Annotated in this window: 20 protein-coding genes and 2 pseudogenes; 11 read left to right on the top strand and 11 right to left on the bottom strand. The window is 53.0% G+C overall.

The window, feature by feature from the left end; genetic code table 11:
- Positions 1–78: 78 nt before the first annotated feature.
- On the bottom strand, positions 79–825 hold the full coding sequence (locus tag HP572_RS15405; protein ID WP_240583666.1) for an SDR family oxidoreductase: 747 nt from the start codon (positions 823–825) through the stop codon (positions 79–81).
- An 8-nt stretch (positions 826–833) separates the two neighbouring features.
- Positions 834–1,817, bottom strand: a complete 984-nt coding sequence (locus HP572_RS15400; RefSeq protein ID WP_240583665.1) for an MBL fold metallo-hydrolase — start codon at positions 1,815–1,817, stop codon at positions 834–836.
- A 203-nt stretch (positions 1,818–2,020) separates the two neighbouring features.
- Between HP572_RS15400 and queE the strand changes: the two genes are divergently transcribed.
- The gene (gene queE / locus HP572_RS15395; protein ID WP_095701958.1) at positions 2,021–2,692 is read left to right on the top strand and encodes a 7-carboxy-7-deazaguanine synthase QueE; all 672 of its coding nucleotides are present in this window, start codon (positions 2,021–2,023) and stop codon (positions 2,690–2,692) included.
- 84 nt (positions 2,693–2,776) lie between these two features.
- Here queE and queD read toward each other — a convergent pair whose 3' ends face one another.
- A complete protein-coding gene (queD, locus tag HP572_RS15390; protein ID WP_010309068.1) occupies positions 2,777–3,139 on the bottom strand; it encodes a 6-carboxytetrahydropterin synthase QueD in 363 nt (120 codons plus the stop codon).
- Positions 3,140–3,221: 82 nt separating this feature from the next.
- A pseudogene (locus HP572_RS15385) lies at positions 3,222–4,558 on the bottom strand (glycoside hydrolase family 28 protein).
- A 585-nt stretch (positions 4,559–5,143) separates the two neighbouring features.
- Here HP572_RS15385 and HP572_RS15380 point away from each other — a divergent pair.
- Positions 5,144–6,436 carry an ABC transporter substrate-binding protein gene (locus tag HP572_RS15380; RefSeq protein ID WP_240583664.1) on the top strand — a complete coding sequence of 431 codons (1,293 nt, stop codon included), beginning with the start codon at positions 5,144–5,146 and terminating at the stop codon, positions 6,434–6,436.
- A gap of 55 nt (positions 6,437–6,491) precedes the next feature.
- Here the strand turns inward: HP572_RS15380 and HP572_RS15375 are convergent, their stop codons facing one another.
- A complete protein-coding gene (locus HP572_RS15375; protein ID WP_240585766.1) occupies positions 6,492–8,171 on the bottom strand; it encodes a hypothetical protein in 1,680 nt (559 codons plus the stop codon).
- Positions 8,172–8,385: 214 nt separating this feature from the next.
- Entirely contained in the window at positions 8,386–9,126 is a 741-nt protein-coding gene (locus HP572_RS15370; protein WP_240583663.1) for an EAL domain-containing protein, read from the bottom strand.
- Positions 9,127–9,669: 543 nt separating this feature from the next.
- Between HP572_RS15370 and HP572_RS15365 the strand changes: the two genes are divergently transcribed.
- The 4 genes and pseudogenes from HP572_RS15365 (at position 9,670) to HP572_RS15350 (ending at position 15,995) form a co-directional block, all read left to right on the top strand.
- A complete protein-coding gene (locus HP572_RS15365; protein WP_240583662.1) occupies positions 9,670–11,394 on the top strand; it encodes a PilZ domain-containing protein in 1,725 nt (574 codons plus the stop codon).
- Between the two features lie 290 nt (positions 11,395–11,684).
- Positions 11,685–13,515 (top strand): annotated as a pseudogene (gene cysJ / locus HP572_RS15360) (NADPH-dependent assimilatory sulfite reductase flavoprotein subunit).
- Positions 13,515–15,248, top strand: a complete 1,734-nt coding sequence (gene cysI / locus HP572_RS15355) for an assimilatory sulfite reductase (NADPH) hemoprotein subunit (protein ID WP_205551403.1) — start codon at positions 13,515–13,517, stop codon at positions 15,246–15,248. Before cysJ ends, cysI begins: the two are co-directional and overlap by 1 nt.
- A gap of 12 nt (positions 15,249–15,260) precedes the next feature.
- Positions 15,261–15,995, top strand: a complete 735-nt coding sequence (locus tag HP572_RS15350; RefSeq protein WP_205551401.1) for a phosphoadenylyl-sulfate reductase — start codon at positions 15,261–15,263, stop codon at positions 15,993–15,995.
- Between the two features lie 164 nt (positions 15,996–16,159).
- Here HP572_RS15350 and adhP read toward each other — a convergent pair whose 3' ends face one another.
- The 3 genes from adhP to HP572_RS15335 all read right to left on the bottom strand — a co-directional run bounded on the left by adhP (position 16,160) and on the right by HP572_RS15335 (position 19,989).
- Positions 16,160–17,197 carry an alcohol dehydrogenase AdhP gene (adhP, locus tag HP572_RS15345; protein ID WP_240583661.1) on the bottom strand — a complete coding sequence of 346 codons (1,038 nt, stop codon included), beginning with the start codon at positions 17,195–17,197 and terminating at the stop codon, positions 16,160–16,162.
- 153 nt (positions 17,198–17,350) lie between these two features.
- Positions 17,351–18,385, bottom strand: a complete 1,035-nt coding sequence (eutR, locus tag HP572_RS15340) for an HTH-type transcriptional regulator EutR (protein WP_240583660.1) — start codon at positions 18,383–18,385, stop codon at positions 17,351–17,353.
- 224 nt (positions 18,386–18,609) lie between these two features.
- The gene (locus tag HP572_RS15335; protein WP_240583659.1) at positions 18,610–19,989 is read right to left on the bottom strand and encodes an aldehyde dehydrogenase family protein; all 1,380 of its coding nucleotides are present in this window, start codon (positions 19,987–19,989) and stop codon (positions 18,610–18,612) included.
- A gap of 425 nt (positions 19,990–20,414) precedes the next feature.
- Between HP572_RS15335 and cysG the strand changes: the two genes are divergently transcribed.
- The 5 genes from cysG (at position 20,415) to HP572_RS15310 (ending at position 25,287) form a co-directional block, all read left to right on the top strand.
- On the top strand, positions 20,415–21,857 hold the full coding sequence (gene cysG / locus HP572_RS15330) for a siroheme synthase CysG (protein ID WP_240583658.1): 1,443 nt from the start codon (positions 20,415–20,417) through the stop codon (positions 21,855–21,857).
- Positions 21,858–21,866: 9 nt separating this feature from the next.
- Positions 21,867–22,775, top strand: coding sequence for a sulfate adenylyltransferase subunit CysD (gene cysD, locus HP572_RS15325; protein ID WP_205551390.1), 909 nt, complete (start codon positions 21,867–21,869; stop codon positions 22,773–22,775).
- 74 nt (positions 22,776–22,849) lie between these two features.
- Positions 22,850–24,277, top strand: coding sequence for a sulfate adenylyltransferase subunit CysN (gene cysN, locus HP572_RS15320; protein WP_371745334.1), 1,428 nt, complete (start codon positions 22,850–22,852; stop codon positions 24,275–24,277).
- A complete protein-coding gene (gene cysC, locus HP572_RS15315) occupies positions 24,216–24,896 on the top strand; it encodes an adenylyl-sulfate kinase (protein WP_240583656.1) in 681 nt (226 codons plus the stop codon). The genes cysN and cysC overlap by 62 nt, the downstream gene beginning before the upstream one ends.
- A gap of 55 nt (positions 24,897–24,951) precedes the next feature.
- Positions 24,952–25,287: a DUF3561 family protein gene (locus HP572_RS15310; protein WP_205551824.1), complete on the top strand. Its 336-nt coding sequence runs from the start codon at positions 24,952–24,954 to the stop codon at positions 25,285–25,287.
- A gap of 51 nt (positions 25,288–25,338) precedes the next feature.
- Here the strand turns inward: HP572_RS15310 and HP572_RS15305 are convergent, their stop codons facing one another.
- The gene (locus tag HP572_RS15305) at positions 25,339–26,061 is read right to left on the bottom strand and encodes an amino acid ABC transporter ATP-binding protein (protein WP_205551822.1); all 723 of its coding nucleotides are present in this window, start codon (positions 26,059–26,061) and stop codon (positions 25,339–25,341) included.
- Positions 26,048–26,812: an amino acid ABC transporter permease gene (locus tag HP572_RS15300; protein WP_039509767.1), complete on the bottom strand. Its 765-nt coding sequence runs from the start codon at positions 26,810–26,812 to the stop codon at positions 26,048–26,050. The genes HP572_RS15305 and HP572_RS15300 overlap by 14 nt, the downstream gene beginning before the upstream one ends.
- Positions 26,813–26,861: the final 49 nt, after the last annotated feature.

Here is a 26,861-nt window from a genome sequence, read left to right as displayed (position 1 = left end):
GCACGAAAGCCTCTCTTAATCTGCATACAAGTGTGATTAAGAAACAGACTAAGCGGTGGGAACCTGCATAGGTTGCGTCTATTTCCCACCCGCGAGATCGATAAAATTCCCTGTGACGTAAGACGCCTCATCCGATAACAGCCAGCCTATCGCTTGCGCGACCTCCATCGGGTGACCACCTCGCTTCATGGGCAGCGAATGCTTGATGCGATCGACCCTTGCTGGTTCGCCTCCGTCGGCATGCATATCGGTATAAATAAAACCAGGACGCACGGCGTTAACTCGAATGCCCTGATCGGCGACTTCCAGCGATAAGCCAATCGTCAGCGTATCAAGCGCGCCTTTTGATGCCGCATAATCAATATATTCATGCGGTGAACCCAGCCGGGCAGCGGCGGATGACACGTTGACGATAGCCCCGCCTTTTCCGCCATGACGGAACGCCATACGTTTGACCGCTTCCCGAGCACAGAGAAAACTGCCCACCGTGTTGGTCGCAAAAATGTCGTTAAGCCGCACGGCATCAAGCTGTTCAATGGTGGCTTGAGGTTTAAGCATCGCGGCGTTATTCACCAGACCCGTGAGGCAGCCAAGTTCTTTATCCGTCCGCTTAAAAAGCTCGATAACCTGCTCTTCATCAGCGATATCGACCTGAACGGCGATAGCCGTTCCGCCACTCGCGCGAATCTCTTCGAGAACGCTATTCGCACTGTCCTGCTGGGTGCGGTAGCCGATGCAAATCTTGTGGCCTTTTCCGGCCAGATAGCACGCGGTTGCGCGGCCAATGCCGCGCGAACCGCCAGTAATCAAGGTAATGGGTTCCACTCTGATACCTAGTTCTTTAGCCCTGCGACACTGTAATTCGCCGGAAGCCAGCGGTAGCCGTTGGTGGTGCCGTTGCGTTCCAGACGAGTACCCACATGGCCGATGCCGGGGAAGGGCAGGTGAGCGCCCGCAACCCAGTAACCCTGACTGGCAGCGTCGGCCAGCGCTTTATTACGGGATTCCGTCGCCTGATCCATATTGGAGTCAAAGCTGATGGTGGTGGCCGGTAAGCTCATTTGTACCGCTTCCGCATGAATGATGTCTCCCCATGCCAGCAGTTTTTTGCCTTCGCTCTCAATCAGAAATGACGTGTGCCCCGGCGTATGTCCCGGACTTGGAATGGCGGTAATGCCGGGCAGCAGTGTTGCTTGCTGAGCCGGGAACGTTTTCAGCTTGTTCTCTTTGCGAACAACATCAAAGGTACTTTGCACGCGTTGGAACGCGGCCTTTCTGTTCTCTGGCGCACTCTTCAGATTATCTGGGCTGAGCCAAAAATCGGTTTCTGGCTGGCTGACATACACAGTGGCATTTGGGTAATTCAGCTTATTGTCCTGCACTAAACCGCCAAAATGGTCGCCGTGCAGGTGAGTCATTAACACGGTATCGACCTGCTCAGGTTTGTAGCCCGCCGCAATCAGGTTCGGCAGCACTTTTCCGACCGTAGGATTGCTCTGTTTACCGTTACCGGTGTCGATTAGAATCAGGTGTTTGCCGGTATTGACCAGATAGGCGTTGATAGAGGTTTCCACCTGCGGTGTCAGCGCTTTTTCTGCCAGCAGTTCGGTGATTTTTTCCGGCGGGGTGCGCTGTAACAGCTTATCCATCGGCATGGTATTGGTGCCGTCAGACAGCGCGGTAATTTCAAACTGGCCCAGCATCATGCGGTAATAGCCCGGCTGCGTTTTAATCTGCGCGATATCCTGCGCCTGAGTAAATGCAGGCACAAAGGCACACGAGACGAGTAATAGGGCGAGAGGTTTCAATAACTTCATTGATTCTTATCCTTGTTAATAATGAAACGTATGAAAGCAGGTGAAGTTGTAACAACAGATTGATTATTGACGCACCGGCCAAATTACTCAACTGTCCCTGATGTCGTGTGCTCCAGCCAGATTTGCCCGCGCATTGCTGACGTCCTGCAACGCGAATGATTTAGGGTATAATGCATTTTTAAGTGAACGAGACAGTGAAAACCATGCAGTACCCGATTAATGAAATGTTCCAGACGTTACAGGGCGAAGGCTATTTTACCGGTGTGCCGGCGGTGTTTGTGCGCCTGCAAGGCTGCCCGGTCGGCTGTAGCTGGTGCGATACCAAACATACCTGGGACAAACTGGCAGAGCGGGAAACCTCATTGGATCAGGTGCTGGTAAAAACGGAAGAGAGCGATGCCTGGGGCGCGGCGAGTGCGGACGACATTCTGGCGCTGATGGTGCAGCAAGGCTACACGGCACGCCACATTGTGATCACCGGTGGTGAACCCTGCATCCACGATTTGGCACCGCTGACGCTACAGCTGGAAAAGCAGGGCTTCAGTTGCCAGATCGAAACCAGCGGCACTCATGAGGTGCGCTGTTCGCCAAAAACCTGGGTGACGGTATCGCCGAAAGTGAATATGCGCGGCGGTATGAAAGTGCTCGATCAGGCGCTGCAACGGGCGGATGAAATAAAACATCCGGTGGCGCGTGAGCGTGACATTGAAGCGCTGGATGCGCTACTGGCACGGCTTGATGATGATAAGCCGCGCATCGTAGCGCTACAGCCGATCAGCCAGAAAGACGATGCGACCAAGTTGTGTATCGAGACCTGTATCGCCCGCAACTGGCGGCTGTCTATGCAGACACATAAATACCTGAATATCGCCTGATATTCATTTACTGATAATAGCGACCGATCGTAGCGGCGTGAGAGAGGGATGCTCACGCCAGACTACAGCACCACCACTGCTTTATTACTCGCCTTTATAGACGCAGCCGGCGGTGCAGGTTTCTTTCACCATTACGGCGCTGAGCAGCGGTAATGTCGGCTTCAACTGGTGCCAGATCCAGTGTGCCAGCACTTCGCTAGTTGGGTTTTCCAGACCGGGGATCTCATTCAGATAGTGATGATCCAACCGTTCCCATGTAGGTTTAAACGCGGCTTTCAGCTCAGAGAAATCCATCACCCAGCCGGTATACGGATCCACTTCACCGGTAATTTCCAGTCTCACCATGAAAGAGTGCCCATGCAGCCGCCCGCATTTGTGGCCGTCTGGTACGTGAGGCAGATGATGCGCGGCTTCAAACTGAAAATCTTTAAAGAGTGTAGTGACCATAGCGATGTTCCCGGTTTCGTTCTGAAAAAGGAGCTCTCAGAACATAGTATGCAAAAAACCGTCGCATACTACCCGAAAGTGCTTATTCTTCCAACTGCACGATCGCGGCATGATTCCAGCCGGAAGGCAGCGGATCGGGACGGTGGATCGTCATATGGCTGGTGGTCAGGTTCAGGACGCCACGGGCAAAGAGCGCGGGCATGCCGCCAGGGTAGTGCTCAACGCCGAATGCACGTCCCGTGGTGGGATCGACCCCCGATACGCATTGTCCAGCCCCATACCCGTCGGGCGTTCTGGATTGCAGGGCGGACGCACATCGTACATGCCCTGTTCCGGTGAGTCGCTCTGCCGTTGTTCGAGATGCATGGCATGGAAATGAATATCCCGAATGTAGCCTGCGGGCGTGCTGTGCAGGTTAATCGCTCCCTCGCTGATCCCCGCGATCTGAGAAAACTGTACCGCTTCGATCCGGCCCGGTTCGATGGTGGGATCGCGATAGCGCACGGAGATAAAGATCGGATCGGCCTTGCCCCAGTGGCACGGATGCGCGGCGACGCACTGGAATGTGATATTGCTGAACTGTAGGCGTCGGAACGCGCCGCCATCGCGCGAGATCAGGCCGATCGCACGGTTGGTATCGTAAATGGCGCAGTTGCTGACGGAAATGTCTTCAATATCGGCAAAGGTTTCGGTGCCGATCTTCAGGGCGCAGCTCTTGGATCGCAGCAGGCAATTGCTGATGACGACCTGCTGCACCTTACGTTGCAAATGGGGCGGCTTATTAGTGGTTTTGATGCACAGCGCATCGTCGGCGGCGCTCAGCGAGCAGTTGCTGATTTGCACCTGTTGGCAGCTGTCGAGATCCAGCGCGTCGGTATTCGCCATGCTCAGATCGTTATCAATCGTCAGCCGTTCGACGATGATGTTGCGACAGCTGACCAGATGCACGGTCCACATCGGCGCGAGTTCAATCGTAAAATCACACAGGCGGACGTGTTCGCAATCCTCAAAGACCACAATACGCGGGCGATGTTGTGCAGGCAGGCGATAGCCCTGATCGTCGGGCTCCGCCGAGAAATAGGCATCGGCATTTCCCATAATCTTACCCTGACCGCAGATCGTGATATTGCGCTGCTGATAAGCATAAAGAAACGCCCGGTGCGACAGTTCGGCCATGCTGATCGTCGTGGCCTGCGCAAACTGTTCATAGTCACCGCTGACGATTAACTCAGCCCCCGCCTCCAATTGCAGACAAAAATTGGAAGGCAGCAGTAATCCCCCTAACAGATAGCGCCCCGGTTCCACCGTTAGGGTGCCGCCGCCCTGTGCCGCAATCCGATCGATAGCCTGCTGAAAGATAGCGGTATCCGGCGTGATGCCGTCGGCGGCGGGGGAGTATGACTGAATAGAGTGCTTCATTGCTTTATCCTATCTGATCGAGCCTGCTCCGATTGCAGCACGTTTGCTGGCCTTTGGCTGTGTCTGTGGTGGTTAAATCTACGGAGGTTGGAGCGGGCTTCACAGCGCGCGGCGCGCGGCATCAGAGAATGTGAAAGGCATAACGAAGAGGGCGATGCGGCGCGTTATGCAGTGTGTGTTTCATCACACTTTTACGCCGTTTTTTCTCTTTCGCCGCGCACATGGCGTAGTTTTGTTGTTTTTGTGTTTCTTATTTGTGAATTAAATCTCTTTTTGGTGTGGTGCGTCGGTTAATGATGTGAGGCACCTCCCTGCCGCGTCACATTGGGCTTACACCGCGTGGTTGAAACGCCCGCTAACGCGGTGCAGCCATCAGCATTTCTTCTGTCAGCCCCGCAAATCACACGTTTTCCCGCCGTGATGACTAGCGCGATAAAAAGGGTTCTGCCTATCTTGTCAGGGTCAGGGAGAGGTTGATTCCCAAGACAATAGGCGGTTGTGTACCCGACCTGCTTTCTCATCCATACGCCACACCAGTACGCCAGACACACGCACAAACACAATAATAATGTCGTTGGGGGAAAAATGAGATTACCTGGACTGATTGTCATCGCCTTCTCTGCGCTCTGTTCGTTCGCGCAGGCTGCTGAACCTGTGGAATTACGCCTCTCCTGGTGGGGAGGAAACAGCCGCCATCAGGCGACCTTGACTGCGCTGGAAGCGTTTCAGAAAAAGTATCCGCACATCAGCGTGAAACCAGAATATACCGGTTGGGATGGGCACCTATCCCGCCTGACGACGCAGATCGCCAGCGGTGAAGAACCGGATGTCATGCAGGTCAACTGGAACTGGCTGCCGATTTTTTCCAAGACGGGCACCGGCTTTTATGACCTGAATAAGCTGACCGATACGCTGAAATTACAGGATTTCCCCGAAGATGCGCTGAAGCCCGCGACGATTGACGGCAAGGTGAATGCGATTTCCACCTCGCTGAATGCGCTGGTGATGTACTACAACACGGAAACCTGGAAGAAGGCCGAACTGGCCTATCCGACCACCTGGGATGAGCTGTTCCATGCGGGCAAGGTGTTTAAAGAGAAACTGGGCGATAACTATTTCCCCATTGCTTCACCTGCACAGGACAGCGGTGAAGGCATGCTGGAACTGATTAACTATTACATGACGCAGAAGTACCAGATCGGCATGATCGATGAAAAGAACAAACGCTTTAACTACAGCGAAGCGCAGTGGATCGAGGCGTTTCGTTTCTATAAGCGTTTGATCGACGAGCATGTGATGCCGTCCTCGAAGTATTACAACGCGTTCGGCAAAGTCGGGATGTATGAAACACGCCCCTGGATTAACGGGGAGTACGGTGGGGCACACCTGTGGATTTCGGTTGTGAAGAAATACGCCGATCCGCTGGCGGCGCCCAGTAAGCTCGAATTAGGGCCATACATCATGACGCCGGGATCGGATAACTCCGGGCAGTTCTTCAAACCGTCAATGCTGTTTGCCATCAGCAAAAATACCAAGCACCCGAAAGAAGCGGCGCTGTTGTTGAATTATCTGATGAACGATCCTGAAGGCGCGCTGCTGATGGGCACCGAGCGCGGCATTCCGCTCAGCCGTATCGCCAGACAAGCGCTGGAAGAAAAGCAGAAGCTGGATACGAACGATTTGTCGGTTGCCGGGCTCTCGATGGCACTGGAAAAACCGATGCAAACGCCCGTGTCCTCGTATCTTGAAGATCCACAGCTGGCCAGCCTGATCCTGCAAACCATCGAACAGCTCGACTATGGCAAAAAGAGCGTGGAAGAATCGGCGAAAAACTTCAGCAACTCTGGCGATCGCATCCTGAAGCGGGTTATTCGCTAGCAAGCGACTGACTAAGATCGTTATTGATTAAGATCGTGTAGTAACTGCCGGTGCGTTACGTGAGTTCAGCCAACTGCTGTTGCAGGCTATCGGCTAACGCGCGTGGACGCCCGGCATCAAACATCACATGTAGGCTCACCGGGTAATCCCGGTGTTGCAGGCAGAAATCCTCCATTTCATGCCCAATCCCGTATAGCGCCTGAATATTGGTTTTGGCGATTTCCCGCAGCGTCCAGTTGTTCTCCACTTGTTTGCAGTAGTGCAGCGTAAAGAAGGCTTTCTGCGCGTGAACAAAGGCGCGGCAATACAGCGTCAGACCGCGCCATTCCTGCTGCCAGCGCACGTTAAGCGCTTCTGGCATCGCGTGTTCGCGGGAGAATTGCAGTGCGGCCTGCTGGCACTGTTCCGCCAACTGCCAGGCGGCATCTTTCTCTTTGGCGATGTGATAGAGGTTCTGCGAAGCCAGCTCTGCATGCTGCGGATCGAACGTAATATCTTGACCGGAACCCGGTAGCCAGTGGTTGCGATTGAGCTGACCGTACAGGCTCCAGATCGCCTGACCAAAGCTGGTCGGCAGCAGACTGTGGCGATGGAAAACGTGGTGGCGTGCGTACAGCGACAGGGAAATGGCCTGATGTGCATGCTCCAACAAGGCGAGCATCGCATGCAGAATGGTATCGTCCGGCTGCCATTGGTAGCGCGCCATTAGCCACTGTGCGAACAGCGTGCTTTCGTTTGCCGCTGCGGTCTGGTTAGTCAGCAGTCGGGAACAGGCAAACAGCGTAAATTCGCTCAGTGTGCCGATCACGCTGTGATTATCCACCCCTTCCCAACTGATACGGCACAGTGCGCTGACAATCGCGGGATTTTTCTCCCGGCACCACAGCAGACGCCCCTGAACTTCGGTGTAGCGCAGGAAGGGGAGATTGCCCCAGCCGACTTCTTCGCCAGCCAGATCCAACTCAACCCAGACTTCACGCCCGCTGACGCCCAGCAGTGCGGGGTTATTGGGAAATTCCGGCCAAAAGCGTTCCGGCGTGACTTTGATGGCGACGGAGACCGATTCCGGCAGCGTGCGAATGGCGTTCAGGACATTACCGATATCCTGATGGCTGGCGGGAAACGCACGTAATACCAGATGGCGCTGGTGGTAGTGCATCACGCGGGTGACGGCGGAAAATAGGCGGTGGTAGATTTGTTCGCTGTCGGCGTGGGTCGGCCAGAGTGTGGTAACGGGAACGACGCCGTTGATCGCATCGCCGGAAGGGGCAGAAAAGCGCAGCAGGCTATCGCTGTTGGAGATCGCCAGCAGCAGGCCGCTCAGCCGTGGGATCTGCTGCATCAGCAGTTCGACTTTGGCGGCAAGGTAGTCGCACCAAAAATCGGTATCCATGCGGAGGCTATGTTTGTCGTCCAGCAATTCCGGGTGATGGAGCAGTAAATCTGTGGGAAAGGACAGCTCTTTGCATTGCAGATATAGCGCTAGCCCCTGTTCACGGCAGTGCGCCGCGACCTGATTCAGGTAAACACAGCGTGAACGCTGCTGGCTGCTGATGCGATCGTCAAAACGCGCGTTATTGTAGGCTTCCGGCGTCACCAGCTTATCCAGCAAATCCGCCGCGCCCAGCACCAGCGTATTGAAACCCTGTTCACGGGCGTAATCGACGACCGAGATGACCTGTTGCCAGTGCCAAATATCCTGCGTATTGAGTTCCAGCGCGCGTCGTTGCCACATCATTTTTCTCCCGTTGCCACTGGCGTGAGTATCGCATTGATGTGTTATCGCAAAGGAGAAATTCCCAGAGTGAACGCCAGAAATGTGAGCCTGTTCGCTAATCGCGAGCGTCTAAGGCATTGTTGGCTGGACATTTATTGTGGGAGTGGGTATCGCGGATTGACTATGATGCGTTAACCCACGAGAGGCAGGACAGAAAAATCGAGGATGCTAGCTAAAAGCCTTCCAGCAGCCTTAATTGGCTGAATGTGAGTGGGCGATAGAAGATATATCCTTGAATCCCAATGGGGTGGTATTTATTTAACCGGTTTAAATCGGTCGCCTTCTCAACGCCTTCACAGATAATGTTTACGCCAAGAGGAATGAGTTTGTTCAGTAAGACCTTGAGTTTTTGTGATTTGGTCTCTTCTTTCCCGATGCCATCGATAATAGAGCGATCGATTTTTATGGTATCGAAGTCAAACAAGCTCAGGCTGTCTATTTGTAGATTTCCTGCGCCGAAGTCATCTAATGAAATCATAAAGCCATATTTCTTGGCCTGATTTAAAAAGGGTATCCCATCTATTAGCTGCTGCCGGGTCGTTTTTTCACTGATCTCTATTTCTATATTCTTCGGGTTAACCTCATGTATGAGGCATTTTTGGTATAACGTTTCCAGATAGGCGGAATTATTAAAAAGTAAATGTGACAGGTTGAATGATATTGTCATACTACTTTTGTTTTTTATTACCTGACAGACCACATCAAACATAAAGTCTGTCACTTTATCGATTGCTTTACATTCCTCAATTTTATCTATGGTCTGCTGAGTCGATGTTAAAACGCCTTCCGAGTTATAAAACCTGGCGAGGGCTTCATAGCGGAATATTTTATTTTGAGGGAGATGGATAATAGGCTGAAACTCGGCGGTCAGCCTAAGAATTTTTCCATCGATATTCAATGTTGTTGTATTCATTTTACTGATTACTCACCCTCTCCATAGAAATAGGCATTCCATAGCGTTACTCGTCTGGATTCTACACAGCAATTTGGAATATTTGGAAATTGTTTAAAATGATCAATAATCCCCATTTGATAGTATTTGTCTATTGAATGAAAAATAATGATCGTTTAAATCTATGTTGTTGTTGGTTTTTTATTCCATATTTATTAATTTACATGAGTTTTTATATTGCTATTTTTTGTTTAATTGGCTTTTAAGTTGTTTTTGTTTGAATTTAAGCCAATTTGATCGGTGTGTGTGACCGTTGAGACTTTATGACATCCTTGTTAGGATGATAAACGACATAAAGCTCGTCGTTTCGTCATGGTACTGGAGTGAAGAAGAACGCATAAATTAAATCTGGGGAATGTTTGACTCAGTAAGAATAAGTGTTTTTCTACCGTGTTTAATGTGTGTGAAAAATTTAATCTCGTGTAAAAATTTGTTTCTATTAAAAGAGAAATCCTTTTTGGGTTTTGGGGTATATCACCATCGCGTTAATAGGTAGATCTTATCGTGGAACACTTTTCTCCTCCTCCCGCTAAAGTGATTAGCGCATTACTGCAACATCCCTATGTGATGTCTATCTATGCCAAGGATATGCTATATGCATTAAAGGCAGACGTTGCGGAATTGAATCCGGATAAAAACCGTATCGTGTTAGATGTGGAATACTCTGGCTCGGATATCGACAGATATCTTGCCGATGGTGGTTTGAATTTTGATCTGGAGGCGCTCAAGGGCACGGATAACATCGAACGAGAAACCTACAGTCTGTGTAATATTTCTACCCAATTATTCAAGACGGACAGTATGTTTTATCGTCTGGAATGCCGCCTGCCAGAATCTGTTTTTGTCACTGAAAACAGGGGGGCGATTCGTATTCCCTTTATTCTTGGCATGCAGGCTCGTGCTCGCATTGAAGTTTATCTACACACCCTGAATGTGCCCGGAACGCTGCGTAATTTATCGACCGGTGGATGTCTGGTCGAAATCGATCTGGTTGAGAGTATTGCGATTGAAGTGGGCCAAGATATCCCCGGCATTACGCTTGAATTCCCTAACGGAGAAAGCTTCTATGCCGAGGGGAAAATTCGCCATATACGCCCCTTTGGAAATAATGGCTATGCGGCCGTTGGCATCCAATTTATCCATTTGTCTTCATCTCAGTCTGAAGCCCTGCTTCATTACACAAATGAGTCGGAAAGAGAGGCGGCATACCGAACCGGCATAACTGGCAGCATGGTGTATTCGTCCCCGTTGTTCATTCCGGGCACCAAGGAGAAAAATCTGTTGCTGCGAGAAAGTCAGGAGCGAGAGAAACGTACCCGGCAGACGCCCATGGAACGGGGTGTCATGGAAGTTGCCCATCGGCTTCAGATTGGGCTTATGTACATCAAAACGCGCAATCAACTGCCGGTTGAGATCTTTTATGACTGTGTCGATACCTTGCTGTATATGGTCAAAAAAGAGAGAAAGGCTTTTCTGTATGCGCTGTCGTTCCTGCGCGATGAGGCGGACTGGGTTAGGCATGCGGTACAGGTCGCGGGGAAATTGGCCGACATGCTGTTAATTGCCGATCCGCACGATCCCTATGTGCGTGAGGCTGTGTTAGGCGCGTTACTGCACACGATGGGTAAACCGCTGCTGGTTAACGCCCGTCTTCCGTCGCTGAAGGTCAATATGAATCCGGCGCAGAAAGCGATCCTGAGCGGTCATGTGGAGGTGCTGTGCGCGAAGTTACGTGAGCTAGGCTGGTCGATAACCCCCACCTGTCGCGATGTGATTGAGAATGCCAACGAGCGTTTGGACGGCAGCGGCTATCCGCAAGGCAAACGCGCCGAACAATTGTCGCCGTTAGTCCGGCTGGTCTCTGTGATTAAGGCGATTAATAAGCTCAGGCATGCGCGTAATGGTGTTTCTCCCCGCACGCCATTGGCCGCCTATCGTAAAATCTATGAGGCTAACGCGGCCTATGATAAGGCGGTGTTGGTCAAATACGTGCAGATTTACGGCCTCTATCCCATCGGCAGTCTGGCGAAATATTCGGGAGGCTTCCTCGGGTGGGTGATGGATATTGATAAAAAGGGTAAGCCTATCGTGGTGCATCTCACCAAGAACCTGCGTTTTCCTGATACCAATATCAGCAGTGTCGTTTCTAATGGCGACTTGCAGCAGGTCGGTAAGCTCGAAAACATCGTTCATCCTGACGATTTCGGCATGAAGGTCCTGAAAATTTAGCGTAGTATCGTCTGCACAGAGGGCTGCATAGCAGCCCTTCTTCCTCATCACATCCTACCGACATTTTTCCCGCAACAGGCATGAAGCGCACGTGCTATCAGGCATAACACTTTAAGCAATAAGGACTATCAGAAAAACCATTTAGTCATTTTGGTTATTTAATATTTCCATCATTTCTTTAATTGTTAAGATGCAGATCGTTACCCTTATCCTCCATCCATCTTTTTATTGCATGTTTTTGTATTAGCGTCGTTGGCTAACAGCACAGGCACAAGGAAACAGAAATCACAATGACTACTCCGGTTTCCCCCACTTCATTGCTTCCGCTGAGTGTGGAGCAATTAACGCGTTTACAGGCGGCAACCGGTGATTTCTCATCGACGCAGCTGGCCTGGCTATCCGGCTATTTCTGGGGTTTAGTACAGCAGCCAGGGAATGTGCAGCCGGGGGCGATCACCGCCACGGCAACTACAGCATCCGCAGTCACGGTGCCAGTACAAACGATTACGCTGATTTCTGCCTCACAGACTGGCAATGCACGTCGAGTGGCGGAACAGCTGCGTGACGACCTGCTGGCAGCCAAGCTGTCCGTCAATCTGGTTAATGCGGGTGATTACAAATTCAAGCAAATCGGGCAGGAAAAACTGCTGCTGATCGTGGCCTCGACGCAGGGAGAAGGGGAGCCGCCGGAAGAAGCTGTCGCGCTGCACAAGTTCCTGCTGTCCAAAAAAGCCCCGGAGATGAAAGACACCGCGTTTGCCGTGTTTGGTCTGGGTGATACGTCTTACGAATTCTTCAGCAAGGCGGGTAAGGATTTTGATAGCCGTCTGGCTGAGCTAGGCGCTGAACGCCTGCTGGATCGCGTGGATGCCGATGTCGATTATCAGGGGCTTGCCGAACAGTGGCGACGCCAGCTGGTTGATATTTTGCAGGCGCGGGTGCCGGTTCAAGGCGAAGCCGTCGCGCAGATTGCCGCTCAGGGTGCACTGGATGAAATTACCAGCAGCCCGTACAGCAAATCCTCACCGCTGCATGCCACGTTTGCCGTAAACCAGAAAGTGACCGGACGTAACTCCGAAAAAGATGTTCGCCATATCGAGATCGATTTGGGCGATTCCGGTTTGCGTTACCAGCCGGGAGATGCACTGGGCGTGTGGTTCGATAACGATCCTGCGCTGGTTCAGGAATTGTTGGAACTGCTGTGGCTGAAAGGCGACGAGTCCGTCAGCGTTGACGGCAAGACGCTGCCATTATCGCAAGTGCTGAAAAGCCACTTTGAGCTGACGCAGAACACTGCACCGATTGTCGAGAAATATGCGGCACTGTCGCGTAATGAAACGCTGTTGTCGCTGCTGGCCGATAAGCCTGCGCTTCAACAGTTCGCACAGCGCACACCGCTGGTGGATATGGTGCGACAAGCGCCGACTGAGCTGACGGCGGAACAACTGCTGGGTCTGCTGCGTCCGCTGACGCCGCGTCTTTATTCTATTGCCTCCTCGCAGGACGGAAGTCGAAAGCGAAGTGCACATCACCGTTGGCGTGGTGCGCTACGAATACGAAGGCCGCGAGCGCGCCGGTGGTGCCTCCAGCTATCTGGCCGACAGACTGAGTGAAGACGATGAAATCCGCGTCTTCATCGAACATAACGATAACTTCCGTCTGCCAGCGAATTCCGACACTCCGGTCATCATGATCGGGCCGGGCACCGGAATCGCGCCGTTCCGCGCGTTTATGCAGCAGCGTGATGCCGATGGGGCCGAGGGGAAAAACTGGCTGTTCTTTGGTAACCCACACTTTACGGAAGATTTTCTGTATCAGGTTGAATGGCAGCGCTACGTCAAAGATGGCCTGCTGACCAACATCGATCTGGCTTGGTCGCGCGATCAGGCGCATAAAGTTTACGTGCAGGACAAACTGCGGGAAAAAGGCGCAGAAGTCTGGCGCTGGATTCAGGATGGCGCGCACCTGTACGTGTGTGGTGATGCCAACCGTATGGCGAAAGACGTCGAGCGGGCACTTCTGGACGTGATAGTTGAGCATGGCGGCATGGACAGTGAACAGGCCGATGAGTTTTTAAGCGATCTGCGCCTTGAGCGCCGTTATCAGCGAGATGTGTACTAATGAGTGAAAAATACGTTTTCAGTGAAAAACACCCCGGTCCCTTGGTCGTAGAAGGGAAACTCGCTGACGCCGAGCGCATGAAGACAGAAAGTAACTTTCTGCGCGGTACGATTGCTGAAGACCTGAACGATGGTCTGACCGGTGGCTTCAGGGGCGATAACTTTCTGCTGATCCGCTTCCACGGTATGTATCAGCAGGATGACCGCGATATTCGCGCCGAACGTGCCGAGCAGAAGCTGGAGCCGCGCCATGCGATGCTGCTGCGCTGCCGTCTGCCGGGTGGCGTGATGACGCCAGAGCAGTGGCTGCGGATCGACAAATTTGCGACTGAAAATACGATCTACGGCAGCATTCGCATCACGAACCGCCAGACGTTCCAGTATCACGGTATTCTCAAATCGAACGTGAAACCGGTACACCAGATGCTGAATAGCATCGGGCTGGACGCGCTGGCGACGGCGAATGACATGAACCGTAACGTGCTGTGTACGTCCAACCCGATAGAATCCGAACTGCATCAGCAGGCGTATGAGTGGGCGAAAAAGATTTCTGAGCATCTGCTGCCGCGCACGCGTGCCTATGCCGAAATCTGGATGGATCAGGAAAAAGTGGCAACGACGGATGAAGAGCCGATTTTAGGTTCAACATATCTGCCGCGTAAGTTCAAAACCACGGTGGTGATCCCGCCGCAGAATGATATCGATCTGCATGCGAACGATCTCAACTTCGTGGCGATTGCTGATAACGGCCGTCTGGTGGGCTTCAACGTGCTGGTGGGTGGTGGGCTCTCTATCGCGCACGGCGACAAAGAAACTTACCCGCGTACCGCCAGTGAACTGGGCTACATTTCCATTGAACATACGCTGGCAATCGCGGAAGCGGTGGTGACCACGCAGCGCGATTGGGGTAACCGGACCAACCGTAAAAACGCGAAAACCAAATACACGCTGGAGCGCGTAGGTGTAGACAACTTCAAGCAGGAAGTGGAAGCGCGTGCCGGTGTGAAATTTGAAGCGGTGCGCCCTTATGAATTCACCGGACGTGGCGATCGTATCGGCTGGGTAAAAGGCATCGACAATAAATGGCATCTGACGCTGTTTATCGAAAACGGTCGTGTTCTGGATTATCCGGGCCGTCCGCTGAAAACCGGTCTGGCGGAAATTGCCAAGATCCACAAAGGGGATTTCCGCTTAACGGCGAACCAGAATTTGATCATCGCGGGCGTTCCTGCGCGTAGCAAAGCGAAGATTGATGCGCTGGCGCGTGAGCACGGCCTGATTGATGACGGCGTCAGCGAGCAGCGCAAGAATTCGATGGCCTGTGTGTCGTTCCCGACCTGTCCGCTGGCGATGGCGGAAGCCGAGCGTTTCTTGCCAGAGTTTGTCACGAAAGTGGAAGACATCATGCAGCAGCACGGCGTGGGCGATGAGCACATTGTTCTGCGCGTGACGGGTTGCCCGAACGGCTGCGGTCGCGCAATGCTGGCGGAAATCGGTCTGGTGGGCAAAGCGGTGGGACGTTATAACCTGCACCTTGGCGGGAATCGCGAGGGGACACGCATTCCGCGTATGTATCGCGAGAACATTAATGAAACCGAGATCCTGGCAGAAATGGATCGGCTTATCGGGCTGTGGGCGCAAGATCGCCAGCGCAATGAAGGCTTTGGGGATTTCGTGATTCGTACCAACATCATTAAACCGGTGCTGGATCCCGCTCGCGATTTTTATGACTGACAGGAGAGCCTGATGGCCGAATTTAATCTTGAGGCGCTCAACGCGTTACCGAAAGCGGAACAGGCGGCAGAATTGGCTGTCGTGAATGGTCAGCTTGAACAGCTATCGGCGCAGGAAAGAGTGAGCTGGGCGCTGGAGAATCTGCCGGGCGATTATGTGTTGTCGTCCAGCTTCGGCATTCAGGCGGCGGTGTCGCTGCATCTGGTGACGCAACAGCGGCCGGATATTCCGGTTATCCTCACGGATACGGGCTATCTGTTTCCTGAAACCTATCAGTTTATTGATGCACTGACGGAACAGTTGACGCTGAATCTGCAAGTGTATCGCGCCGCTGAATCCCCGGCCTGGCAAGAGGCGCGCTACGGCAAGCTGTGGGAGCAGGGTGTGGAAGGCATTGAGCGCTACAACCTGCTGAATAAAGTCGAGCCGATGAATCGGGCGCTGAGCGAGTTAAAGGCGAAAACATGGTTTGCTGGCCTGCGTCGTGAGCAGTCCGGCAGCCGAGGTGAATTGCCAGTGCTGGCGATTCAGCGCGGCGTCTTCAAATTCCTGCCGATTATCGACTGGGATAACCGAACGGTGTACCAGTACCTGAAAGAAAATGGCCTGAGCTACCACCCGCTGTGGGATCAGGGCTATTTGTCCGTTGGCGATACGCACACCACCCGTAAATGGGAGCCGGGTATGGCCGAAGAAGAAACGCGTTTCTTCGGCCTGAAACGTGAATGTGGGCTGCACGAAGGGTAAAACAGAAAACCGGGCATCGCCCGGTTTTTTACTTCTGGGGTTAAGGGGTGTGCTGCGCGCCCTGAATCGCGGTCACATACAGCAAATGGGTTATGCATAAAATGGGTTATGCATAGTTGGATGCGCCAATGCACTGCCCTGAATGTAAGTTATTGAGAGCTGGGTTAACCGTGATTTAACGCCGCCAGGCTACTGCTACGTAAATCAATGACCATCCGGCCTTTGATTTTTCCTTGCTCCATTTCTTCAAAAATGGCGTTGACGTCAGTCATTGGGCGTAGTGTCACTTTAGGGACGACTTTCCCTTCCTGAGCAAACTGGAACGCTTCCTGTAAATCCTGACGTGTCCCTACCAGTGAACCGATGACCTGAATGCCATCGAGCACCAGACGCGGAATGTACAGATCCATGCTTTCGGGAGGCAGGCCGATGGCAACCACCCGCGCACCAGCGCGTACCGCATCAATGGCAGAATTAAACGCCGCTCGCGCGACGGCAGTGACGACGGCAGCATGCGCACCGCCCACTTTTTCCTGAATAATATCCGCCGCGTTTTCTTTCGCTGGGTTGATGACTAAATCTGCACCCATCTCTTTTGCAAAGGCCAGTTGTGCATCGTTAACATCCACGGCGATAACGTTGGCGTTAAAGACATTTTTTGCGTATTGCAATGCCAGATTCCCTAACCCGCCGAGGCCATAAATAACAATCCACTGGCCGGGTTTAACGGTGGAAACTTTGACCGCTTTGTAGGTTGTTACACCCGCGCAGGTAATACTGCTGGCCGCAGCCGGATCCAATCCATCGGGAACCTTGACCGCATAATCTGCGACGACAATACATTCCTCAGCCATACCGCCATCGACGGTATAACCGGCATTTTTGACGCCACGGCATAGTGTTTCATTGCCGCCGACACAGTATTCACAGTGTCCACATCCTTGATAGAACCAGGCCACGCTGGCACGATCGCCCGGTTTGAGTGAGGTGACACCGGGCCCAATGGCTTTAACGATGCCAATGCCTTCATGGCCGAGAATGACCCCCGTTTTATCACCATAATCGCCATTTTTGACGTGTAGATCCGTATGACAGACACCGCAGTATTCCATGGCGAGTAACGCTTCGCCGTGTCCGGGTTTGCGTAATGCTTTTTCAATAATTTCGGCTTTTCCACCTTTACCGGCGACAACTGCTTTCATAACTGACTCCTGTTTGTATTTCACATATCAATAAGCTGACGATGAAACATGCCTCTTGTGAGGCGACGGCGAAAAATTAAGACGAGTTTGACCTTGTGATGCTGGATGGCATCACATAAAGACTCGTTATACGGATAAAGAAAAGATAAGTAGCTAGTGTTGTAAGCGCCGTCGTAGCGTTAACGATGGCTTCTCGTTAAAGAGCTTTTGATAATCTCTGGCAAACTGGCCCAGGTGCCAGAATCCCCATTGCATGGCGGCATCTTGAACCGTACGGTGCGGCGATATTGGGCTGATGAGTTCGCGACGAACCGCGTTGAGACGGATGATTTTTAGCCAGGCATTGGGACCAATGCCTACCACGTTGTGGAAGGCGTTCTGTAATGTTCGGCGACTGACGTGTAACTGGCGGCAGAGATCGAGCACGGTGACAGGCTCTGATGTCTGGCTCAACACATACTCACGTACAAAAGAAATCAATTTGCGATGGTGATGACTTTGTGCATATTCAGAGGGCGATTGAACGTTTTCCAGAAAGGAAATGAGCGTAGTCAGTAGGTTATGTTTCAGCACTTTTTCTGCATTACGTGTTTTCATCACGTGGGGAAAATGGCAGCTATACCAGAGAGCCTGACGAATAAATGAACACAGTGTGGCTTTTTTGTCGTGTTCTATTTGCAGCGTTGCGCCCTGATTCAACCTCTGAGTCAGCCATTCTGGATCGCTAAGTGCGCCAATATACTGATTAAGCACATCGTGTGAGATAACAACGCCCAAAATGGAAAACTCGTCGGGTGTGCTTAATTCAAACTCTTTGCCGCCGGGGCTAACCGCGATGCTGTATTCATCCAGCGGTTGGGCATCAATAAATCCCATACTCTCTTGTGTCAAAGGGACGCCGAACCAGAATGAACCGGGCCATACCATACAAGATTGGCGGAGCGCGAGGTTCGTGTATTCGTGACAAAGCTGAATGCCATCTAACAGTAATTCCTGAAGTTCGCCGCGGAAATGGCCGGGTGAAACCTGATCGTACAACTGCTGCCAAGCTGTGATCGTACAGGACTGGGCATAAACATCCTGTGTGGAATACTGATGGATGTACTGCTCCTGAGAAGACAATCGTTTTTCTGGAGGAGTGACCCTGGCATCAAGCTGATGCAGTGGTGGGGTATTCTCGGTTCTCATAGGCATTTTCCTCCCAGAAAAAGCTTTACTCTATGGTGACATCCAACATTCTGATACCCAACATATTTGCAAGCCATCGTCGCTATAACGCGCTCCTGCCTGTTATTCACGTCGATGGCTGTATACCCGTCATACTTCAAGCTGCTTGTGCGTTGGCTGCCTTTAAATACTCGCCCTTAAGGGCCGCGGCAACTCAAATTATTTAGGGTATGGTTCTGATAAAATTAAACGATCCTGAACATATCAACCATCACACAGCGTCGAATTCGCACAAAAGTGCGTGCAGATGTCACACCTTCGCCCGTCGGCGTGGAAATGGTCATTGACGTACACCCTTCGCCGCCCAATCCTAATCCCGCAATACAGGGGCCATTTTTCACAAAGATGCTGGTGTTGATCGCATTCGCCATCTTGTGCAGGTTATTAATATTTGTCGAGTGCATGGCGGCGGTATGACGACGTCCGCCTTCCAGATGGATGGCAAGCTCGATGGCCTCCTCTACATCCCGTACACGAACAATGGGCAGAACCGGCATCATCATTTCGGTTACGGCGAACGGGTGATTTGCGTCCGTTTCCGCCAGTAGCAGGCGAGTGTGTTCGCTAACATCCAGGCCAATGGCTGCCGCAATTTTTGCCGCGTCGCGTCCTACCCAATCGCGATGTGGACGACCGTTCCCATGTTCATCAATATCGGTGAGTAACAATGACTGAAGTTGCTCGGTTTGTTGGCGAGTGAGTAATACAGCCTGATGGTATTGCATTTCCGACAATAACTCATCGGCAACGCTGTTGACCACGATTGCCACTTTCTCATCGACACAGATAATGTTGTTATCAAACGATGCGCCGCGAACAATATCACGTGCGGCACGTTCGATATTTGCCGTCTCATCAACAACTACCGGTGGATTTCCCGCACCAGCAGCAATCAAACGTTTGTCTGTATGTTTGCGGGCTGCTTCCACGACGGCTTCGCCGCCGGTAACAACCAGCAGGCTGATACCGGGGTGCCGGAATAGCCGCTGTGCAGTTTCAATATTAGGCTCAGCCACCGTCACTAACAGGTTCTCTGGGCCACCTACGGCAACAATGGCTTTATTCAACAGGCTGATCGTGTAGAGCGATACTTTCTTTGCCGAGGGATGTGGAGCAAAAACGATACTGTTGCCTGCGGCAATCATACTGATGGCGTTATTGATAACGGTGGCGGCCGGATTGGTTGACGGCGTGACGGATGCCACGATGCCCCATGGTGCGTTTTCAATCAGCGTGAGGCCGTTGTCCCCTGTTACGACTTTTGCCGACAGGCTCTCGGTTCCGGGCGTACTACGTGCCTGTGAAACATTTTTGGCATATTTATCCGCCACGCGCCCCATGCCGGTTTCTTCCACGGCCATTTCGGCCAGAACCTGCGCATAGCGTTCGCCAGCCTGACGGATAGCCGCAATAACGTTTTGCCGCACAATGACGTTATCCAGCCGCTTTTGCGCGTGCGTTGCTGCAGAGACGGCATCGTCCAGAGAGGCAAAGATCCCATATTGTGCATCAAAGTCAGTAATAGGGCGTGCCGGGGCGTTGAGCTCGAGTGTTGATTGTTCCATACGCGCAATCCTCTTCTATTAATAAGCTAATTTGGCTTGACGTTTGTCGTGGCATGACCACAACAGATTCGCGTCCATACCACGAGGAATCTTGATCCATTCTGTTCAATCAACGCTTGAACGAATCGTGTGAACCTCTTCTCGTTAATGGCTTTTTGCTACCCGCGGGGCTACTGGCATGTTGCAATGAATCTGGAAAAGCAAATATCAAAAATCGGCAAACTGTCCGCAACTTTGACATGCGTCATAAACTCTTTTGAACAAATGTCGGTGTAAGGTCGATAGCTGACGAGGATGTGTGAGTAGTCGGATTTATTTTACTGTTATTCCATTACGGAACTTGTCATTCCAATTCGGCATTTCATAAGTGTTCTGTCCGCACCGTATAGTCGCATTATCTATTTTTTTGCTTAGTTAAGGCGACTGTGAACTATCTCCCTTTATTTGCCGATCTTCGTCAGCGTCCGGTACTGGTTGTTGGCGGCGGCGAGGTTGCTACGCGCAAAATCGATCTGCTGCAACGCGCGGGTGCGGAGATAAAAATTGTCGCGCAGGTGCTGGCGGAACCATTGGCGGCGCAGCATCAGGCCGGGCAGCTTGAATGGCTGGCGCACTCTTTTACACCGGAACTGTTATCCGGCGTGTTTCTGGTGATTGCCGCTACGGATGACGCCGAGCTGAATGCTGCGGTATTTGAGGCGGCGAATCAGCGTCATTTGCTGGTGAACGTGGTGGACGATCAGCCGAAGTGTTCGTTTATTTTCCCCTCGATTGTCGATCGCTCTCCGCTGGTGGTGGCCATTTCCTCGGGTGGACAGGCGCCGGTGCTGGCGCGTCTGCTGCGTGAAAAGCTGGAATCCTTATTGCCCGCCAGTTTGGGTACGATGGCGGACATCGCCGGAAGCTGGCGCGACAGAATTAAAACCCGACTGCATTCGATGCCAGCACGCCGTCGTTTTTGGGAGCGGCTGTTTGTCGGGCGCTTTGCGTCGCTGGTGTCCGCTGGGCAACTGGCGCAGGCCGAAGACGAATTGCAGCAGCAGCTGGTGCATCAGCAAGAGGAACAGCAGCAGCCAGCGGCCGCACGCGGTGAAGTCGCACTGGTTGGTGCCGGCCCCGGCGACGCCGGACTGCTGACGCTGCGTGGATTACAGGTGATGCAGCAGGCGGACGTGGTGCTGTATGACCATCTGGTCAGCCCCGAGGTGCTGGATCTGGTGCGACGCGATGCCGAACGCATCTGCGTTGGAAAACGTGCCAGTGCGCATTCGTTGCCGCAGGATGAGATTAATCAGCTACTGGTGACGCTGGCGCAGGAAGGAAAACGGGTAGTGCGCCTGAAAGGCGGTGACCCCTTTATTTTTGGCCGTGGTGGCGAAGAGCTGCAAGCGGTGGCGCAGGCGGGCATCACGTTTCAGGTGGTGCCCGGCGTGACGGCTGCGGCGGGCGTCACGGCGTATGCGGGAATCCCGTTAACGCACCGTGACTACGCGCAGAGCGTACTTTTTATTACCGGACACTGTCGCCCGGATGGCGACGAGTTGGACTGGTCGACACTGGCGCGTGGCCGTCAGACGCTGGCGATTTACATGGGGACGATGAAGGCTGCGGAAATTTCGCAGCAGCTGATCGCGCATGGTCGTTCATCGCAGACGCCTGTTGCCGTGATCAGTCGCGGTACCCGACACGATCAGCAGGTGCAAATTGGCACGCTGCAACAGTTAGAACATTTGGCACGGCAAGCGCCGACACCGGCGCTGCTGGTGATTGGTGAGGTGGTGGATTTGCACCAGCAGATTGCCTGGTTTGGTCAGACAACGCCGACGGTGCCGCAAGACAGCCGCCCAGCGGTAGTAAACTTGGCTTAAGGAAAGGGTATGGACGAGAAACGACTCACGCATTTACGGCAGCTTGAAGCCGAAAGCATTCACATCATCCGCGAAGTAGCGGCCGAGTTCAGTAATCCGGTGATGATGTACTCCATCGGCAAAGACTCTTCGGTGATGCTGCATCTGGCGCGCAAGGCGTTCTATCCGGGATCGCTGCCTTTCCCGCTGCTGCACGTTGATACCGGCTGGAAATTTCGTGAAATGTACGAATTCCGCGACCGGACGGCGAAGGCCTACGGCTGTGAACTGCTGGTGCACCGCAACCCGCAGGGTGAAGCGCTGGGGATTAACCCCTTTGTGCACGGCAGCGCCAAGCACACCGACATCATGAAAACGGAAGGGCTGAAGCAGGCGCTGGATAAATACGGTTTTGATGCCGCGTTTGGCGGGGCGCGCCGCGATGAAGAGAAATCGCGTGCTAAAGAGCGTATTTACTCCTTCCGCGACCGTTTCCACCGCTGGGATCCGAAGAATCAGCGCCCAGAGCTGTGGCATAACTACAACGGCCAGATTAACAAAGGCGAGAGCATCCGCGTTTTCCCGCTCTCTAACTGGACCGAGCTGGATATCTGGCAATACATCTATCTGGAAAACATCGATATTGTTCCGCTGTATCTGGCTGCCCCGCGTCCGGTGGTGGAACGTGATGGCATGTTGCTGATGGTGGATGACGATCGCATCGATCTGCAACCCGGTGAAGTGATCGAACAGCGCATGGTGCGCTTCCGCACGTTGGGCTGCTGGCCGCTGACGGGCGCGGTCGCCTCGCATGCGCAGACACTGCCGGAAATCATCGAAGAGATGCTGGTTTCCACGACCAGTGAGCGTCAGGGAAGGGTAATTGACCGCGATCAGGCCGGTTCAATGGAGCTGAAAAAGCGTCAAGGGTATTTCTGAGGAATCGTCGAATGAGCCAAATTTCTTTAAAAGACACAGCGGCAGACAATGCGGCTGAGAAAGATGCAGTCGTCATCAACAATGCGATTGCACAGCAGATCGCCGAGCAGGGCGGTGTGGAAGCCTATTTACACGCGCAGCAGGATAAAACGTTGTTGCGTTTCCTGACCTGCGGTAGCGTCGACGATGGAAAAAGCACGCTGATTGGCCGTTTACTGCACGATACGCGCCAGATTTATGAAGATCAGCTCAGCACGCTGCATAATGACAGCAAGCGTCTGGGCACGCAGGGCGAAAAGCTGGATCTGGCTCTGCTGGTCGATGGGCTTCAGGCCGAGCGTGAGCAGGGCATCACCATTGACGTGGCCTACCGCTATTTCTCGACGGAAAAACGCAAATTCATCATCGCCGATACGCCGGGACACGAGCAGTACACCCGCAACATGGCGACCGGCGCATCAACCTGCGAGTTGGCAATTCTGTTGATTGACGCTCGCAAAGGCGTCCTGGATCAAACCCGTCGCCACAGCTTCATTGCGACCCTGCTGGGGATTCGCGATCTGGTGGTGGCGGTAAACAAAATGGACTTAGTGGATTATCAGCAAACGGTGTTTGAGCAGTTTAAGCAGGATTATCTGGATTTTGCTCAGCAGCTGCCTGCCGACCTGAATATCACCTTTGTGCCGATTTCCGCGCTGGATGGCGACAATGTCGCGACGCCAAGTACGACGATGGGCTGGTATACCGGGCCGACGCTGCTGGACGTGCTGGAAACGGTCAATGTGGCACAGCGTACGCTGGAGCAGCCGATGCGCTTCCCGGTGCAGTATGTGAATCGCCCGAATCTGGATTTCCGTGGCTACGCGGGAACGCTGGCATCCGGCATCATCCGCGTTGGGCAACGGGTGAAAGTGCTGCCATCCGGCGTAGAATCCACCGTCAGCCGTATTGTGACCTTTGACGGGGATTTACCGCAGGCGCAGGCGGGTGAAGCAATTACGTTGGTGCTGGCGGATGAGGTGGATATCAGCCGTGGTGATCTGCTGATCGACAGTAGCGAATCGCTGAAAGCGGTGCAGCATGCGCTGGTGGATGTCGTCTGGATGGCGGAGCAGCCGCTGGTGCCGGGACAGAGCTACGACATCAAGATTGGTGGTAAGAAAACGCGCGCTCGGGTCGAGAATATTCAGTATCAGGTTGAGATCAATACGCTAACGCAGCGCGTAGCGGAGAACCTGCCGTTGAATGGTATCGGTTCGGTTGAGCTGATTTTTGATGAGCCGCTGGTATTGGACAACTATCAGTATAACGCGGTGACGGGCGGGATGATCTTTATCGACCGTCTGAGCAATGTCACGGTCGGTGCTGGTCTGGTGCGGGAGCCTATCGAGCAGGTGTATCAGGAGCCGGGCGCACACAGCGCGTTTGAGCTGGAACTGAATGCGCTGGTACGTCGCCACTTCCCACATTGGGGTGCGCGCGATCTGCTGGGAGGCAAGTAACGTGTCTTTACGCGATGAACCGACTGACGATAACGTCGTCTGGCATGCGCACGATGTCACCCGAGAGTCGCGCGAGAAGTTGCATGGTCATCAGGGCGTCGTTATCTGGTTTACCGGGTTGTCTGGATCCGGTAAATCCACGCTGGCGGGGGCGCTGGAACAGGCGCTACACGCTCGCGGCGTCAGCACCTACCTGCTGGATGGCGACAATGTGCGGCATGGGTTGTGCCGCGATTTAGGCTTCACCGACGACGATCGGCGCGAAAACATTCGCCGTGTGGGTGAAGTCGCCAAATTGATGGTGGACGCGGGTCTGGTAGTCCTGACCGCGTTTATCTCGCCGCACCGCGCCGAGCGTAAAATGGTGCAGGATTTACTGGGCGAAGGGCAGTTCATCGAAGTCTTCGTGGATACGCCGTTAGCGACCTGTGAAGCGCGCGATCCTAAGGGGTTGTATAAAAAAGCCCGTGCCGGAGAGCTGCGTAATTTCACCGGGATCGACTCAGCGTATGAAGCGCCGGAAGCGCCGGATAGTCATCTGGATGGCGAACAATTAGTAACAAATTTGACAGACCAATTGTTAGATCTGCTCGGCAAGAGAGCTATTATCAAGCTCTGATATCCCGCTTTTTTCACCGCGCTAGAGGGTGATGAGGGGACGAATGGGAAAGATTATGCAAAATGCCACGCAGTTAACGATTAGCAAGACTCGGCCAGCGCAACAAGAAGAAGATGACGGCGTTTCCTACCTGTTTATGGGGGCGGTAACGGGGTTCTCCTTTTATTGGTTGGCCTTTACGATCCCTTTTCTGGTATACGGCTCTAATACCACGTTTTTCTTCATGCTCTACACCTGGCCGTTTTTTCTGGCGCTGATGCCGTTTTCAGTGCTGGTTGGTGTCGGGTTTAGCTTCCTGCTGAGAGGCTATATTTTTTATACGCTTTTTGCGACAGGGCTGACGGTGGTCTGCCTGTTTTGGCTGGTATTTTCTTTTCTGACGGGGTGGTAAAAGAAAAAGGCTGCCAGCGAGGAAGACGCTGACAGCCCAGGTCTACCGTATTTACAGTATCTTGCTCAGGAAAGCCTGCGTGCGCGGGTTACTCGGATGAGTAAAGATTGCGTCTGGCGTTCCCTGTTCCTGAATAATCCCCTGATCGATAAAGATCACTCTATCGGCCACTTCTCTGGCAAATGCCATTTCATGCGTCACGATGACCATTGTCATGCCTTCATTTGCCAGCGTTTTCATGACTGCTAACACTTCGCCAACCAGCTCCGGGTCCAACGCGGATGTCGGTTCATCGAACAACATTATCGCGGGTTCCATCGCTAACGCGCGGGCAATCGCGACACGCTGCTGCTGTCCGCCGGACAGGCTATTCGGCCAGGCATCAATTTTATCCAGCAGGCCAACCTTGCTGAGCAACGCTTTAGCCCGTTCAACGGCCTGTGCGCGCGGCAATTTTTTCACATCCATCGGTGCCATAATTATGTTTTCCAACACCGTCATGTGTGGAAACAGATTAAAGCGCTGGAACACCATCCCCACGCTTTCGCGCACGCGATTGATATTGGTTTTCTGATCGTGAATAGCAAAACCGTTGACCGTAATCTCGCCTGCCGATAGCGTCTCCAGTGCGTTGATGCAGCGCAGAAAGGTACTTTTTCCTGAACCGGATGGGCCAATCAGGCAGAGCACTTCCTGAGGGGCGATGTCGCAGGAAATACCGCGCAGGACATGCGTATCACCAAACTGTTTTTGCAGGTTTTTAACGTGAATCACTTTTGCCAAACCTCGTTTCCATGTGCCGCACCAGCAGCGAAAGCAGGAAAGTAATAACCCAATAAATGATAGAGATCGTCAGGTAGGGTTCCCAGTACGTGGCGTAAGCCCCTGACACCGTACGTGCGGCATAGGCGAGATCCGCCAATCCGATTGCCGAAGCCAGCGATGAATCTTTCACAATCGCGATGGCGTTGTTGCCCAGCGGCGGCAGCATGCGGCGAAAAGCCTGCGGCAGAATGACTTTCCGCATAGTGCGGCCATAGCTCATTCCGAGAGAGCGTGACGCTTCCATCTGACCGCGATCGATCGACTGAATACCGGCGCGGAATATCTCGGAGACATAGGCACCCGCATTCAGCGTAATCGCCACGACGCATGAGAGGAACGCGCCGTAATCTGAGCGTAGCGTGCGGGCAAAATCGACCGACATAATATTGCTGGTCACCAGCAATCCATCACGTGGGTTGATGAATAGCGGCACCAGCGCGAAGTGCACCACCATGATTTGTACAAACAGCGGCGTGCCGCGGAAGGCGCTGATGTAGATGCGTACTGGCCATTGCACGCCGTAGTGCAGGATATATTTCCACGGCCCGTGCGGCGCCTGCGCTAAGCGGCCTAATCCGAGTGTTAATCCCCAGCAGGTGCCAAGAATGACACAGATAATGGTGCATTTGATGGTCATCCAGGTGCCTTCCATAAACAGCGGGGCATATTCCTGAATGATCTCCCAACGAAATCCCGTCAAGATCGTTTCCTTTTTTGAATAGGCTAACGTAATGATTATTCTAAATTAA

This window comes from Pectobacterium sp. PL64, from assembly GCF_022477975.1.
Taxonomy (GTDB): Bacteria; Pseudomonadota; Gammaproteobacteria; order Enterobacterales; family Enterobacteriaceae; genus Pectobacterium; species Pectobacterium jejuense.
Note: the sequence above shows the minus strand (reverse complement) of the source record. Positions and strands in the feature narration are given on the sequence as shown.